This window comes from Bradyrhizobium sp. SZCCHNR1002, from assembly GCF_032381435.1.
GTDB lineage: Bacteria > Pseudomonadota > Alphaproteobacteria > Rhizobiales > Xanthobacteraceae > Bradyrhizobium > Bradyrhizobium aeschynomenes.
In genome coordinates this window covers 173213-185594 of record NZ_JAUHIS010000009.1, presented here as the reverse complement: position 1 = coordinate 185594, position 12382 = coordinate 173213, and the positions used below count along the sequence as shown (strand labels likewise).

Genomic DNA, 12382 nt, shown 5'->3' with positions numbered 1-12382 from the left:
GGCGTGCTGCCGATGGCCAGGCTGGTGTTGTGGAACATGATGACGCTCGACGGCATGGTCGCAGGCGCGAACGGCGACATCTCCTGGCATGAGGACGTCTGGGGGCCCGAGCTGGAGCAGTTCTCCGAGGCGCAGCTGCAGGAGGCGGGCGGGCTGCTGTTCGGGCGGGTGACCTATGATCTGATGGCCGGCTATTGGCCAAAGGAGAGCGGCGTCATCGCCGACTTCATGAACCGCGTGCCGAAATACGTCGCATCACGTTCGCTCTCGCGCCTGGAATGGTCGAACGCGCATCTGCTGGCCCCGGATCTTGCCGCCGACGTGGACCGGCTGAAGAAGGGCAGCGTCAAGGATCTCTTCCTGTTCGGCAGCGCCGACCTCGCCTCAACGCTCATCGCGCATGATCTGATCGACGAGTTTCGCCTGGCGATCAATCCGTGCGTGCTCGGCGGCGGTGCGCCGCTGTTCAAGCCGGGGCAGGCGATGAAGCTCCGGCTGATCGACAGTCGCGCGCTGTCCAGCGGCGTCGTGATCGTGCGCTATGTTCCCGTGCGGGAGGTGTGAGCTTATGTCGGAGCGCGCGCGTCGCCTCCGATGCGAGAATACCGTCATTGAGACGCGACTGTCGCGCGGCGCACCCGCGTCCCTCGCCCCGCTCGCGGCAGCGCGATCGCCTTTGCCGAATTGGTCGCCAATTAGTGACTCCCGTCATGCCCGGGCTTTGTCCCCGGCATCCACGTCTTTCCGAGTGCGCAAGGCGACGTGGATGGCCGGGACAGGCCCGGCCATGATGACGTGGAAACAGACGGGCGCCACATGCAGATCGACACATGCGAGAGCTCTACCGTTTGCGAGGGCAGGTCAGATTGCCTTGCAAAACGTGATCCGGGTGAGGGGGACAGGTGTCTAATCATTTGCACCATCCGTGCGTCTGCCCCTCACCCCAACCCTCTCCCCGTAAGAACGGGGAGAGGGAGCGCTCCGTCCTCCGTGTGGGAGCGGAGGCTCGAGCGAAGCTGTTCTGCGATGTCTTCATCAGGAGCGAACGATGTCTCTCACCCTTTATTACCATCCCTTGTCGTCATTCTGCTGGAAGGTGCTGATCGCGCTGTATGAGAACGACGTTCCGTTCACGCCGAAGCTGATCAACCTCGGCGATGCGGACGAGCGCGCGGCGTTCTTGAAGCTGTGGCCGGTCGGCAAGTTTCCGGTGCTGCGCGACGAGCAAAGCCGGCGCACGATCCCGGAGTCGAGCATCATCATCGAATATCTCGACCAACAATTTGCGGGTGCGACGCGCTTCATTCCTGAAGAGATCGATCTGGCGCTGCAGACGCGGCTGCGCGATCGCTTTCTCGATCTTTATCTGCACATGCCGACGCAGGCCGTCGTGTTCGACCGCCTGCGGCCGAGCGACGCCCGCGATCCGCTCGGCGTCGCCGATGCCCGTGCCCGGCTGCGCACATCCTACGCGATGCTGGAGGCCGAGCTGCCGCGGGACGGCTGGGCGATGGGTGAGCGGTTCACGCTTGCGGATTGCGCGGCGCTGCCGGCGCTGTTCTATGCCGACAAGGTGGAACCTTTCGGTGATGAGCTCGCCACGGTGCGGGCTTATCTCGACCGTCTCAAGGCACGGCGGTCGGTGGCGCGGGTGCTCGCCGAGGCCGAGCCCTATTTCCACATGTTCCCGCAGGAGCCGGGCTGAGCCTGGGACTTCCAAAATAATCGCCGTGTCGTGTCGGCGGCACCGGGACCGGATCGTCTTACTGATGAGGGCAGGGGCCATCCTGCCCGACAGCATCAGGGAGAGTGACCATGCGGTTCATGGTGATCGTGAAGGCGACCAAGGATACGGAAGCCGGCATCCTGCCCACCACCGAGGAATTCGCCGCCATGGGTCGGTTCAACGAGGAACTGGTCAAGGCCGGCATGATGGAGGCGGGCGAAGGCCTGCATCCGACCGCCAAGGGTGCGCGGATCGACTTCTCGCAGGGCGAGGCGCGCGTGATGCGCGGTCCATTCGATCTTTCCGGCGATCTCGCCGCCGGCTTCTGGATGCTCAAGGCCGGCTCGCTCGACGAGGTGATCGAGCGCATGAAGCGGGCGCCGCTTCCGAGCGGTCAGATCGAGATTCGCCGGGTCTATGCAGCCGAGGATTTCGGCGAGGCGTTCACGCCGGAGCTGCGCGAGCAGGAGGAGCGGCTGCGGGCCCAGGGTTCGCAGCGCTGAACGAAGCCGACTCGATCAGGAAGGGAGAACGTGATGCGTTTCATGATGCTGATGATCCCGCTCGGCTATGAAAGCGCGCCGCCGGATGTGCAGCTCGATCCGGAGCGGGTCGCGGCGATGATGCGCTACAACGAGGCGTTGAAGGATGCCGGCGTGCTGATCACGCTGGAAGGGCTGCATCCGCCGTCGATGGGTGCCCGAGTCTCGTTCGCAGGCGGCAAACCTGTGGTGACCGATGGCCCGTTCGCCGAGGCCAAGGAGGTGCTCGGCGGCTATTGGATGATCGAGGTGGCCTCGCGCGAGGAGGCGATCGCCTGGGCCAGGCAATGTCCGGCGTCGGACAACGAGATCATCGAGATTCGGCAGGTCCAGGAGATGACGGACTTTTCCGAAGAGGTGCAGCAGGCGGCGGCGGGCTTTGCCGAGCTGCCGCATGCCGGCCGGGCCGGATCATCCATTTCACAGCAGGAGGGAAGCGCAATGAGCGACAACAGCAACACCTATCTCGCGATCTTTCTCGGCAGCCGGACCAGCCCGGCCTGGAAGGCCTGGGATGCGCTGTCGGACGCGGATCGGCATACGCGTGAGCGGGAAGGCATGGCAGCGTGGCACGCCTGGGTCGACACCCACAAGGACGCCGTCGTCGCGATGGGCGGGCCGCTCGGCAAGACCAAGCGGGTCGGCCCGGACGGCATCAACGACATCACCAACCAGATGGCCGGCTTCACGGTCATCCGCGCCGCCTCGCATGAGGACGCCGCGAAGATGTTCGTGAACCATCCGCATTTTACGATCTTCCCCGGCGAGCGCGTCGAGATCATGCCGGTGATGCCGATTCCGGGTGGCTAGGCGGACGTGCGCGGATCGCGTGGCTGACGCCGCGCGATCCACCGCATCCGTTGCGATGAGCCGATTGGAGCGTTTGGCCGCGCTCGTCCGCTCATGTCAGTTGGGAAAATGCTCGACATGAGTCTCGGCGGAGCGGCCGAAATAGAGTACGCGGCGGCCGAGAAACGATACGACGTAGCCTGCGCAGCCGGCAGCTTTCGCCTTCTCGCTGAAGGCCGCGTAGCTGTAGTCGGCTGGATTGGTCTGCGCCCATCGGACGAGGTGCCCGATCACGGGAGCATCGAATGTGGATGCGACGCGTTCGACCGTCGGTCGCATCGCGAGTGTGACATGATCGCCGTCGGGCAAATACCAGGTCTGCGTGTTGCAGCGATAATCGACCGCGTAGCTTTCGAAGCCGGCTGCCATCAGCCGGCCCACGATGTCTGAAAAGCTGAGGCTTCCGTCATGGGCGGCATCGAGACAGGTCCTGGCGACGGCAATCTGGTCCGCGTCCATGTCGGCATCCTTTTTCCGAAACGATCGAGTTGAGTGGGCGGGTGACGTTCAGTCCACCGGCATGACCTTCAGGCCGCGGCTCTCGGCGAGGGCTTTAAGGATGCGACGGAGCATGTCGTGGTCCTCCTTCGCCAGCATGCCGAAATAGGCGGTGTCGTTGTCGTCGGCCAGGATTGCCAGCACCGGCACCTTGGCCTTTCCTTCGGCCGTCAGGGAGAGACGGTGCGCGCGCCGATCCCCGGGCGTCTCGGTCCTGATGATCAGACCCTTCATCAGCAGGCGGTCGGCAAGCTTGCTGATCGCGCCCTTGGTCATCCCCATCAGGCCAGCGAGAACCGAGGGGGACATCGGGTCCTGATCATAGAGCGTCCGCATGAACGCCCACTCCGCGACGGTCACGCCCTGTCTTGCCACCTTCCGGGCGAAGTCCTGCGACACCGCATTGGAGACCATGCGAAGCCAGAACCCGGTGTGATCGGCAAGCTGAGAGACGGCAAGCATAAGAGATCCTATGGTTGACTAGGAAACTATCCCCCATTTGTTTCCTAGTCAACTGTTTGCAGGCCTTCGAGCCGCTATTCCGGTGCACGTCGAAAACTCGCGCTGGCTTCTTTTCACCCCGCTCATGTAAAAGCCCTTCACATGAGCTGGCGCAAGGAAGAGCGCCGCGCCGAGCGCGGCTATCATCACGGCAACCTGAAGGAGGCGCTGCTGCAGGCGGCGCTCGACCTGATCGCGCAGAAGGGGGCCGCCGGCTTCACCTTCGCCGACGCCGCGCGCATGGCCGGCGTCAGCCCGGCCGCGCCGTACCGGCATTTCCGAGATCGCGACGAATTGCTGTCCAGCATCGCCCAGCGCGGCTTCGAGCAGTTCGAGTCGCAACTGTCGGCGGCGTGGGATGACGGCCGTCCCGATACGGTCACGGCGTTCGAGCGTGTCGGCAAGGCCTATCTCGCCTTCGCCCGTTCGGAGCCGGCATTCTATTCGGCGATGTTCGAATCCGGCGTGCCGGCGGATTCCACGGCGGGTCTCATGGCGGCCGGAGAGCGCGCTTTCGGCGTGATCCGCGCCGCGGCGGAGCGGCTGGCGGCGCTGGCGCCGCCGGGCGTGCCGCGGCCGCCGGCGATGATGATGGCGCTGCACATCTGGTCGATGGCGCACGGCATTGCCTCGCTGTTCGCGCGCGGCGATGCCGCCCGGCGCAAGCTGCCGATGTCGCCGGAGGAGCTGCTGGAAGCCGAGGTGCTGATCTATCTGCGCGGGCTGGGCTTCCCCACCGACCGCCGGCCGGCGCCGGCGTCGGGTGCAGAACCTCCGCCGCTGCCGGAGGACGACAAGCCGGCGGGCCCGTGGGGCCGGCCGAAATAAGGTTCAAGCAAACGCGAAAAATAATTCGGGCGGCGCGTCAGGCGGCCGCCTTGACAAAATCCCGGGTTGGTCTAGCTATGTAAATGTTATTTACATTCACACGGCATGGCGCCGCGAATGGAGAGGGAGATGGCCTACACCGCAGATGTCAATCGATGGCGCGGTTCGGAGGAGGAGCAGAGGTATCGGCCCCGCATGATGGAGTCGCCCTGGCATCCCGGCTGGATCGCCGTGACCGTGCTCGGCTTCATCATTTGGTGGCCGATCGGACTTGCCCTTCTCTTTTTCACACTCGGGAGCAGAAAGATGGCGTGCTGGAACGGCGGTGATCGCTGGTCGAACAAGATGGAGCGGATGCAGTGGAAGATGGACCGCATGCGCGACAAGATGGAGCGCCGCGGCTTCGGCTTCGGGTTCGCGCAGCCGGCCTCGAGCGGCAACCGCGCCTTCGATGAGTACCGCATGGAGACCCTGCGGCGCCTGGAGGAGGAGCAGCAGGAGTTCCGGGACTTCCTGACCCGCCTGCGCCACGCCAAGGACAAGGAAGAGTTCGACGCGTTCATGGCCCAGCACAAGCCGCGCCCGACGCCGCCGAACGACCAGCCGCAGAGCTGATCGCCTGCCGATCCTGACGCCGCAGGGCTTTCAGCCCCGCCCTGACGGCACGAGACGCCCGCTTGCGGTTCCCCGCTGGCGGGCGTTTTGCGTTTGCCCGGGTATCGCCGACCTGCGGCGGCTCGCCGCTGCCTGCACGGCCATGATCCGGCAAGGCCCTGATCACAAAGGCTCTATCTGGCTGGCCCGGCTGGACCTTTGACCTCGGTAGAACTCCGCGGTAACCCCGCCTTAACCCCGGAGGGGGTTTGGTTAAGGGGCGCTTACGGGCGCCGGAGCCCTTGTTTTGACACGTTGGCGGAGGAAGCAGGCCACTTGTGGCTTCGGCGGGCCTCTTAAAGCGATCAGTTCAGGGTTTTCTTGCGTAGGCGCAGTGCGCCGCGACGGCATCCGCCGTGGAACGGCAGATGCATGGTCCCGGGGTGCCCGGGATGGTTGGTTGAGAGGATACTGCGGATGGAAGGCGACTTCTCCCTGATCGCGCTGTTCTGGCAGGCGCATTGGGTCGTGAAGGGCGTGATGCTCGGCCTCATCACCTGTTCGGTCTGGGTGTGGGCGATCGCGATCGACAAGCTGTTCCTCTATTCCCGGACGCGCCGCTCGATGGACCGCTTTGAGCAGGCGTTCTGGTCCGGCGAGTCGATCGAGGAGCTGTATCGGGTGCTCTCGGCCAAGCCGACGCAGTCGATGGCGGCCTGTTTCGTGGCGGCGATGCGCGAGTGGAAGCGCTCGTTCGAGGGCCACGCGCGCTCCTTTGCCGGGCTGCAGATGCGGATCGAGAAGGTGATGAACGTCTCGATCGCCCGCGAGGTCGAGCGGCTGGAGCGCCGGCTCCTCGTGCTGGCCACGGTCGGTTCCGCCGGCCCCTTCGTCGGCCTGTTCGGCACCGTCTGGGGCATCATGACGAGCTTCCAGGCCATCGCCGGCTCGAAGAACACGTCGCTGGCCGTGGTCGCGCCGGGCATCGCGGAGGCGCTGTTCGCCACCGCCATCGGCCTGATCGCGGCCATTCCGGCGACGATTTTCTACAACAAGTTCTCTTCCGAGGTGAACCGGCAGGCGCAGCGGCTGGAAGGCTTCGCGGATGAATTTTCGGCCATCCTGTCCCGTCAGATCGACGAGCGGGGATGAGGGCAGGTATAGTGGCGTCGTGATCGTGAGCACCAGAACATGGGCATGAGCATGGGAAGCGCGTCCGGCGGCGGTGGTCGCCGCGGTCGGCGCAAGGCACCGGTGATGTCGGAGATCAACGTCACGCCGATGGTCGACGTCATGCTGGTGCTGCTGATCATCTTCATGGTCGCGGCGCCCCTGCTCACCGTGAACATCCAGGTCGACCTGCCGCAGGCGCAGGGTGGCTCGGCGTCGACCGCCGATGCCAAGCCGCCGCTCGAGGTCACCGTGAAGAAGACCGGCGGCGGTTGCGCATCCAAGGTCGACGTCTATCTCGGCGAGACCCCGATCGCGATCGGCGAGCTCGGACCCAAGATCAAGGCGATGAAGGACGCGGGCGCCGGCGGCGCCGACAACGTCGTCAAGATCCGTGGCGACCGCGATGCGTGCTATTCCGACATGATGAAGGTGCTGGGCCTGGCGCGCGACGCCGGCTATCGCGCCAGCATCGTCGTGCTGCCGGAACAGGGCTCATGACGGCGAAAGACCTCATCCGGTTCGCTCGTACGCGCAAGGGCACGGTCCTCTCCGTGGCCCTGCACGTGCTCGTGCTGGGCTGGGGTCTGTTCAGCTTCTCCGCGCGCTCGATGGTGGCGCCGCCGGAGGATCTGGTGCCGGTCGACGTGATCTCGGAGGACAATACGTCCAAGGCCAAGGCCGGCGCGCTGACCGGCAAGAAGGAGGTCGCCAAGCTCCTGGCCGACAAGATCGGTGAGAAGAAGCCGACCGAAGACATCGTCGGCAAGGTCGATCCGAAGCCGGTCACCGAGACCGACGCCGCGCCGACGCCGCAGCCCAAGCCGGAAAAGCCGGTCGAGAAGAAACCCGACCCGCCGAAGCCGGTCGAGAAGCAGCCGGACACGCCCAAGCCGGTGGCCGAGAAGAAGCCGGAGCCGCCCAAGCCCGCGCCCGCCGAGAAGCCGAAGCCCGAGGAGAAGAAGCCTGACCCGTTCAATCCGGATCAGATCGCCAGCGTGCTGAACAAGGACAAGCCGAAGCAGCCGCCGAAGCCGCAGCAGACCGCGGCCGCCACGCCGGAGCCGCCGAAGCACAAGAGCGAGCGCAAGTTCGACGCCGAGAAGATGGCGAGCCTGATCAACCAGAAGGACCCGACGCGGCAGGCCGTGACGGGAGCCGAGCTGAATGCCAATGCGGCGCTGGGCTCGGCGCGGGGCATGGCTGAAAGCAACATCGCGAGCTGGAGCGGCGCGTTCCAGACCGCCGTGCGGCGCTGTTTCGGCTTCCCCTATAACGGCCAGGATGCGGACCTGTACGAGGCCGACATCGACATTCCGATGCGACCCGACGGAACGGTCGCGGGCGAGCCGAGGATTGTCGCGGTGCGGGGACCGTCCCGGTCGGTTGCCATGGCGATGGCCGAGAGCGCCAGGCGCGCCATCATCCAATGCCAATCCTACTCCTTCTTGCCCAAGACCCAGTATGAATCCTGGAAGCTGATTCAACTCGTATTTGGTCTGAAAGATTCGCGATGATTTCGAAGTTCGGCTCCAAGGTTCCCATGCAATCCATCACCAGAGTATCGCGCCGCGGTTTCATCGCAGGAGCCGGCACTGCGGCTCTTGGATTGTCTGCCGCTTTGGCGCAGGCCCAGCAAGGCCGTCTGCGCATCGATCCAACCGATTTCAAGCCGATCCCGATCGCGATTCCGCCGTTCGTCCCTGGCGGACCCGGCGATGCCGACGTCGCCAACGGCATTGCGCAGGTCATCACCAACAATCTGAAGCGCAGCGGCTATTTCGCGCCGCTCGATCAGGCCGCGTTCGCCGAGCGCATCACCAATTTCGACCAGGTGCCGCAGTTCGCGAGCTGGAAGCCGCTCAGCGTGCAGGGGCTGCTGACCGGCCGTGCCACCCGCCAGGGCGATGGACGGCTGAAGGCCGAGTTCAGACTGTGGGACGTCAATTCGGGGCAGCAGTCGGCCGCCCAGCAATACGTCACCGCGCCGGAATATTGGCGGCGGATCGCCCACATCATCTCGGACCAGATCTACACCACCCTGCTCGGCGAGAAGGGCTATTTCGATAGCCGCGTCGTCTTCGTCGACGAGAGCGGGCCGTCGGATCGCCGCGTCAAGCGGCTGGCGCTGATGGACCAGGACGGTGCCAACGTCCGCTATCTGACCCGCGGCGCCGACCTCGTGCTGACGCCGCGCTTCTCGCCGTCGAGCCAGGAGATCACCTACATGGAGTTCGGGCAGGGCGACCCGAAAGTCTATCTGTTCAACATCGAGACCGGTCAGCGCGAGATCGTCGGCAATTTTCCGGGCATGTCATTCTCGCCGCGTTTCTCGCCGGACGGCCAGCGCATCATCCTGAGCCTGCAGCAGGGCGGCAATTCCAACCTGTTCGTGATGGACCTGCGCTCGCGCTCGACCACGCGCCTCACCGACACGCCGGCGATCGACACCTCGCCGTGCTACTCGCCCGACGGCAGCCAGATCTGCTTCGAATCAGATCGTGGCGGCAAGCCGCAGATCTACGTGATGCCGGCGACCGGCGGCGGTGCGCAGCGCATCTCGTTCGGCGAGGGCAGCTACTCGACGCCGGTGTGGTCGCCGCGCGGCGACTACATCGCCTTCACCAAGCAGGGCGGCGGCCAGTTCGCGATCGGCATCATGAAGACCGACGGCTCGGGCGAGCGCATCCTCACCTCCGGCTTCCACAATGAGGGCCCGACCTTCGCGCCCAACGGTCGCGTGCTGATGTTCTTCCGTGATCCCGGCGGTACCGCCGGCCCGTCCCTCTACACGATCGACGTCTCCGGTCGCTTCGAGCAGAAGGTGCCGACGCCGGGCTACGCGTCGGATCCGGCGTGGTCGCCGCTATTGTCGTAACCCGAAGGCGGGCCCGCTCCGGCATGCTCACGCTTCGGTGGACATGATTTTTCGAGTCGCGCGATGCGTGTTGTTGGAAAAATTGGAACCATTCGTTGCAGGAACTGGGTAGGGTTTGCCTAGTTTGCTGAATTTTCGGCGGTTTTTGTGTGCTCCTGCGCTGCGGCAACGCTCCGCTAACGATGTTCCCTCAGAAAGACTTCACCTGCGAACGGTAATGTTTGCGCACCGAACAGGACGCGTGCGCACGAATGCAGCTTGCTAGTCAAAACGGAGAAGACGATCGAAAGTTGTCGCCTGCGATCCAGGCGGCTCTCGTCGACTCTCTCTTCCAGGATCCCGGCCCGATGTTTGCCGGCGCACTCTGCGCCGCCATCGCCGCCGTCATGACCGCCGTCAAGAGCGGTGACGCCAACCTATGGCCCTGCGCGGTCATACTCATCGTCGTCGGCGCGCTCCGCTCGCTCGACATGCGCTATTACCGCCATCTGTGCGATGCCGGGCGGCTCACCCAGGAAGCCGTGGCGCGCTGGGAGATCCGCTATCAGATCGGCGCGATGCTCTACGCGGTCGTGCTCGGGGTATGGTGCGTCGTGGCTGTCGCCGACAATGGTGATCCGGTCGTCCACCTGATCGCGATCTCGGTCACGCTCTGCTACATGTCCGCCGGCGCCGGCCGCACCTATGGCCGGCCCTGGATCTTCCACGTCCAGATCCTGCTCGCCTGCGGGCCGCTTGCGCTGGCGCTCGCGCTGCACGGCAGTCCCTATTACATGGGGATGGCGGCGTTCTGCGTACTGTTCTTCCTGTCGCTGAAGCACATCTCGACCAATCTGCAGCGCATCTTCGTGCAAGCCTTCGTGGCGCGCGAAGGCGAGGCTGCGCTGGCCAAGCAGTTCGACACGGCGCTGAACAACATGCCGCACGGTCTGTGCATGTTCCGCCCGGACGGACGCCTCGCGGTGATGAACCATCGCTTCGGCCAGATGATGGGCCTGCCGGAGGACACGCTGCAGCGTGGCGGCAAGGCGGCCGACATCATCAATGCCTGCGTCATCTCCGGGACGATCTCGGCCTCGAGCGGCCGGATGATTCTGTCCGAGATCGAGAACACCAAGACGCACAACATCATCACCAGCGACCCCGACGTGGTGCGCGACCGCTCGCTGTCCTGGACCTTCCAGCCGATGGCGGATGGCGGCGCGGTGGTCCTGCTCGAGGACATCACCGAGCGGCAGAATGCCGAGGCGAGGATCTCGCACTTGGCGCGCTATGACGAGCTCACGACCTTGCCGAACCGGGTCAGCTTCCGCGACGAGATCGAGCGCCTGCTCAAGATTCCGCAACGCCATGGCGAGTTGTCGGCATTGCTGTTCGTCGATCTCGACCGCTTCAAGCAGGTCAACGACACGCTTGGCCACCCCTGCGGCGACCAGCTGCTCTGCGCCGTCTCCGAGCGGCTGCGCGACATGCTCAGGCCTGAGGATTTCGTCGCGCGCTTCGGCGGCGACGAGTTCGTCGTGTTCCAGCGCAACATCCGTTCCAACGACGACGCCGCCGTGCTGGCGCGGCGCATCGTCGATCAGCTGAGCGAACGCTACAAGATCGACAATCACCTGGTCGAGATCGGCGCCAGCGTCGGCATCGCCATGACGGCGCCGGGGATCAGCGCCGACACGCTGCTCAAGAACGCCGACATGGCGCTCTACCGGGCGAAGGCGGAGGGACGGGGCACCTTCTGCTTCTTCCGCGACGAGCTCGCCCAGACCGTCGAAGCGCGCCGCATCCTCGAGCTCGACCTGCGCAAGGCGCTGGCCAATGAGGAGTTCGAGCTGTTCTATCAGCCGCTGGTCAATCTCAAATCCGGCAAGATCTCGACCTGCGAGGCGCTGTTGCGCTGGAACCATCCGGTGCGCGGCACGGTGTCGCCGGTCGACATCATCCCGGTTGCCGAGGACATGGGCCTGATCGTCGATCTCGGCCGCTGGATCCTGCGCAAGGCCTGCCTGGAATGCATGAAGTGGCCGGAGGCGGTGAGCGTCGCGGTCAACTTCTCCCCGCAGCAGTTCCATCAGCGCGACGTGCTGAGCGAGGTGCGCTACGCCCTCGAAGTGTCGGGCCTGCCGCCGCACCGCCTCGAGATCGAGATCACCGAATCCTCCTTGTTGCGCAACACGCAGCTGACCCACGACGTGCTGTCGCAGCTGCACATGCTCGGCGTCAGGATCTCGCTCGACGACTTCGGCACCGGCTATTCGAGCCTCAGCTATCTGCACAACTTCCCGCTGGAGAAGGTCAAGATCGACCGCTCGTTCCTCGAGGGCATCGACAGTGACCGGCCGCTTACGCTGCTGCGCGGCGTCGCCCGGCTGTCGGCTGATCTCGGTATGTCGGTCGTCGTCGAAGGCATCGAGACCAACGAGCAGCTGGAGCTGATCAGCGTCGACGGCACCGTCACTGAAGCTCAGGGCTATCTGTTCAGCCGCCCGGTGCCCGCAGTGCGCATTCGTCAGCTCCTGAACGCCTCTCACGGGCGGCGATCCGCGGATGATCCGGTCCCAGCCCTTGCCGCCACGCGCTCGATCGCCTGATCTGCCCTGAGCTCAGGGCATGGCTGCGGCTGCAGCCATGCAGGACAACCGCACGTCGTATCATGCGAGGGCAGCGGGCGCGTATGCCAAGCGAATTCGTTTCGTATTGATACGCAGCTGATCTGAAGCGATCCTCTCCCGTCATGTCGCTCCCCCCGTAAGTCACGGTTGCGGCACCGGGATTCTACGTGCCGTTAACTGTGTA

Annotated in this window: 13 protein-coding genes and 1 pseudogene; 12 read left to right on the top strand and 2 right to left on the bottom strand. The window is 64.9% G+C overall.

Annotated elements, in window-relative coordinates; translation table 11 throughout:
- Positions 1 to 12 precede the first annotated feature (12 nt).
- The 5 genes and pseudogenes from QX108_RS31430 (at position 13) to QX108_RS31410 (ending at position 3078) form a co-directional block, all read left to right on the top strand.
- Positions 13 to 564 carry a dihydrofolate reductase family protein gene (locus QX108_RS31430; protein ID WP_315724583.1) on the top strand — a complete coding sequence of 184 codons (552 nt, stop codon included), beginning with the start codon at positions 13 to 15 and terminating at the stop codon, positions 562 to 564.
- 484 nt (positions 565 to 1048) lie between these two features.
- A complete protein-coding gene (locus tag QX108_RS31425) occupies positions 1049 to 1705 on the top strand; it encodes a glutathione S-transferase family protein (protein WP_315786273.1) in 657 nt (218 codons plus the stop codon).
- Between the two features lie 110 nt (positions 1706 to 1815).
- Complete coding sequence (locus QX108_RS31420; RefSeq protein ID WP_315786271.1) at positions 1816 to 2229, top strand: YciI family protein; 414 nt, start codon at positions 1816 to 1818, stop codon at positions 2227 to 2229.
- A 33-nt stretch (positions 2230 to 2262) separates the two neighbouring features.
- Positions 2263 to 2670 (top strand): annotated as a pseudogene (locus QX108_RS31415) (YciI family protein); the annotation flags it as partial.
- 39 nt (positions 2671 to 2709) lie between these two features.
- Positions 2710 to 3078 (top strand): hypothetical protein, encoded by a 369-nt coding sequence (locus QX108_RS31410; RefSeq protein WP_315726619.1) that lies wholly within the window; start codon positions 2710 to 2712, stop codon positions 3076 to 3078.
- 96 nt (positions 3079 to 3174) lie between these two features.
- Here the strand turns inward: QX108_RS31410 and QX108_RS31405 are convergent, their stop codons facing one another.
- Entirely contained in the window at positions 3175 to 3576 is a 402-nt protein-coding gene (locus tag QX108_RS31405; RefSeq protein ID WP_315724589.1) for a DUF1398 domain-containing protein, read from the bottom strand.
- A gap of 48 nt (positions 3577 to 3624) precedes the next feature.
- On the bottom strand, positions 3625 to 4077 hold the full coding sequence (locus tag QX108_RS31400; RefSeq protein WP_315724591.1) for a MarR family transcriptional regulator: 453 nt from the start codon (positions 4075 to 4077) through the stop codon (positions 3625 to 3627).
- A gap of 141 nt (positions 4078 to 4218) precedes the next feature.
- On the opposite strand from QX108_RS31400, the gene QX108_RS31395 reads away from it, so the two are divergent.
- The 7 genes from QX108_RS31395 to QX108_RS31365 all read left to right on the top strand — a co-directional run bounded on the left by QX108_RS31395 (position 4219) and on the right by QX108_RS31365 (position 12177).
- On the top strand, positions 4219 to 4944 hold the full coding sequence (locus tag QX108_RS31395) for a TetR/AcrR family transcriptional regulator (protein ID WP_315724593.1): 726 nt from the start codon (positions 4219 to 4221) through the stop codon (positions 4942 to 4944).
- Positions 4945 to 5073: 129 nt separating this feature from the next.
- Positions 5074 to 5559 (top strand): DUF2852 domain-containing protein, encoded by a 486-nt coding sequence (locus tag QX108_RS31390; RefSeq protein ID WP_172184993.1) that lies wholly within the window; start codon positions 5074 to 5076, stop codon positions 5557 to 5559.
- A 456-nt stretch (positions 5560 to 6015) separates the two neighbouring features.
- Entirely contained in the window at positions 6016 to 6690 is a 675-nt protein-coding gene (gene tolQ, locus QX108_RS31385) for a protein TolQ (RefSeq protein WP_050886856.1), read from the top strand.
- A 39-nt stretch (positions 6691 to 6729) separates the two neighbouring features.
- On the top strand, positions 6730 to 7209 hold the full coding sequence (locus tag QX108_RS31380; RefSeq protein ID WP_172109961.1) for an ExbD/TolR family protein: 480 nt from the start codon (positions 6730 to 6732) through the stop codon (positions 7207 to 7209).
- Positions 7206 to 8225 carry a protein TolA gene (locus tag QX108_RS31375; protein WP_315786265.1) on the top strand — a complete coding sequence of 340 codons (1020 nt, stop codon included), beginning with the start codon at positions 7206 to 7208 and terminating at the stop codon, positions 8223 to 8225. Before QX108_RS31380 ends, QX108_RS31375 begins: the two co-directional genes overlap by 4 nt.
- Before the next feature lie 26 nt (positions 8226 to 8251).
- The gene (gene tolB, locus QX108_RS31370; protein ID WP_315799632.1) at positions 8252 to 9586 is read left to right on the top strand and encodes a Tol-Pal system beta propeller repeat protein TolB; all 1335 of its coding nucleotides are present in this window, start codon (positions 8252 to 8254) and stop codon (positions 9584 to 9586) included.
- Between the two features lie 251 nt (positions 9587 to 9837).
- Positions 9838 to 12177, top strand: coding sequence for a putative bifunctional diguanylate cyclase/phosphodiesterase (locus QX108_RS31365; protein WP_315786260.1), 2340 nt, complete (start codon positions 9838 to 9840; stop codon positions 12175 to 12177).
- Positions 12178 to 12382: the final 205 nt, after the last annotated feature.

Excerpts from the sequence above, each read along its gene's own strand:
- QX108_RS31430 (WP_315724583.1), top strand. The coding sequence starts at position 13 with ATGGCCAGGCTGGTGTTGTGGAACATGATGACGCTCGACGGCATGGTC.
- QX108_RS31425 (WP_315786273.1), top strand. The coding sequence starts at position 1,049 with ATGTCTCTCACCCTTTATTACCATCCCTTGTCGTCATTCTGCTGGAAG.
- QX108_RS31420 (WP_315786271.1), top strand. The coding sequence starts at position 1,816 with ATGCGGTTCATGGTGATCGTGAAGGCGACCAAGGATACGGAAGCCGGC.
- QX108_RS31410 (WP_315726619.1), top strand. The coding sequence starts at position 2,710 with ATGAGCGACAACAGCAACACCTATCTCGCGATCTTTCTCGGCAGCCGG.
- QX108_RS31405 (WP_315724589.1), bottom strand. The coding sequence starts at position 3,576 with ATGGACGCGGACCAGATTGCCGTCGCCAGGACCTGTCTCGATGCCGCC.
- QX108_RS31400 (WP_315724591.1), bottom strand. The coding sequence starts at position 4,077 with ATGCTTGCCGTCTCTCAGCTTGCCGATCACACCGGGTTCTGGCTTCGC.
- QX108_RS31395 (WP_315724593.1), top strand. The coding sequence starts at position 4,219 with ATGAGCTGGCGCAAGGAAGAGCGCCGCGCCGAGCGCGGCTATCATCAC.
- QX108_RS31390 (WP_172184993.1), top strand. The coding sequence starts at position 5,074 with ATGGCCTACACCGCAGATGTCAATCGATGGCGCGGTTCGGAGGAGGAG.
- tolQ (WP_050886856.1), top strand. The coding sequence starts at position 6,016 with ATGGAAGGCGACTTCTCCCTGATCGCGCTGTTCTGGCAGGCGCATTGG.
- QX108_RS31380 (WP_172109961.1), top strand. The coding sequence starts at position 6,730 with ATGGGCATGAGCATGGGAAGCGCGTCCGGCGGCGGTGGTCGCCGCGGT.
- QX108_RS31375 (WP_315786265.1), top strand. The coding sequence starts at position 7,206 with ATGACGGCGAAAGACCTCATCCGGTTCGCTCGTACGCGCAAGGGCACG.
- tolB (WP_315799632.1), top strand. The coding sequence starts at position 8,252 with ATGCAATCCATCACCAGAGTATCGCGCCGCGGTTTCATCGCAGGAGCC.
- QX108_RS31365 (WP_315786260.1), top strand. The coding sequence starts at position 9,838 with ATGCAGCTTGCTAGTCAAAACGGAGAAGACGATCGAAAGTTGTCGCCT.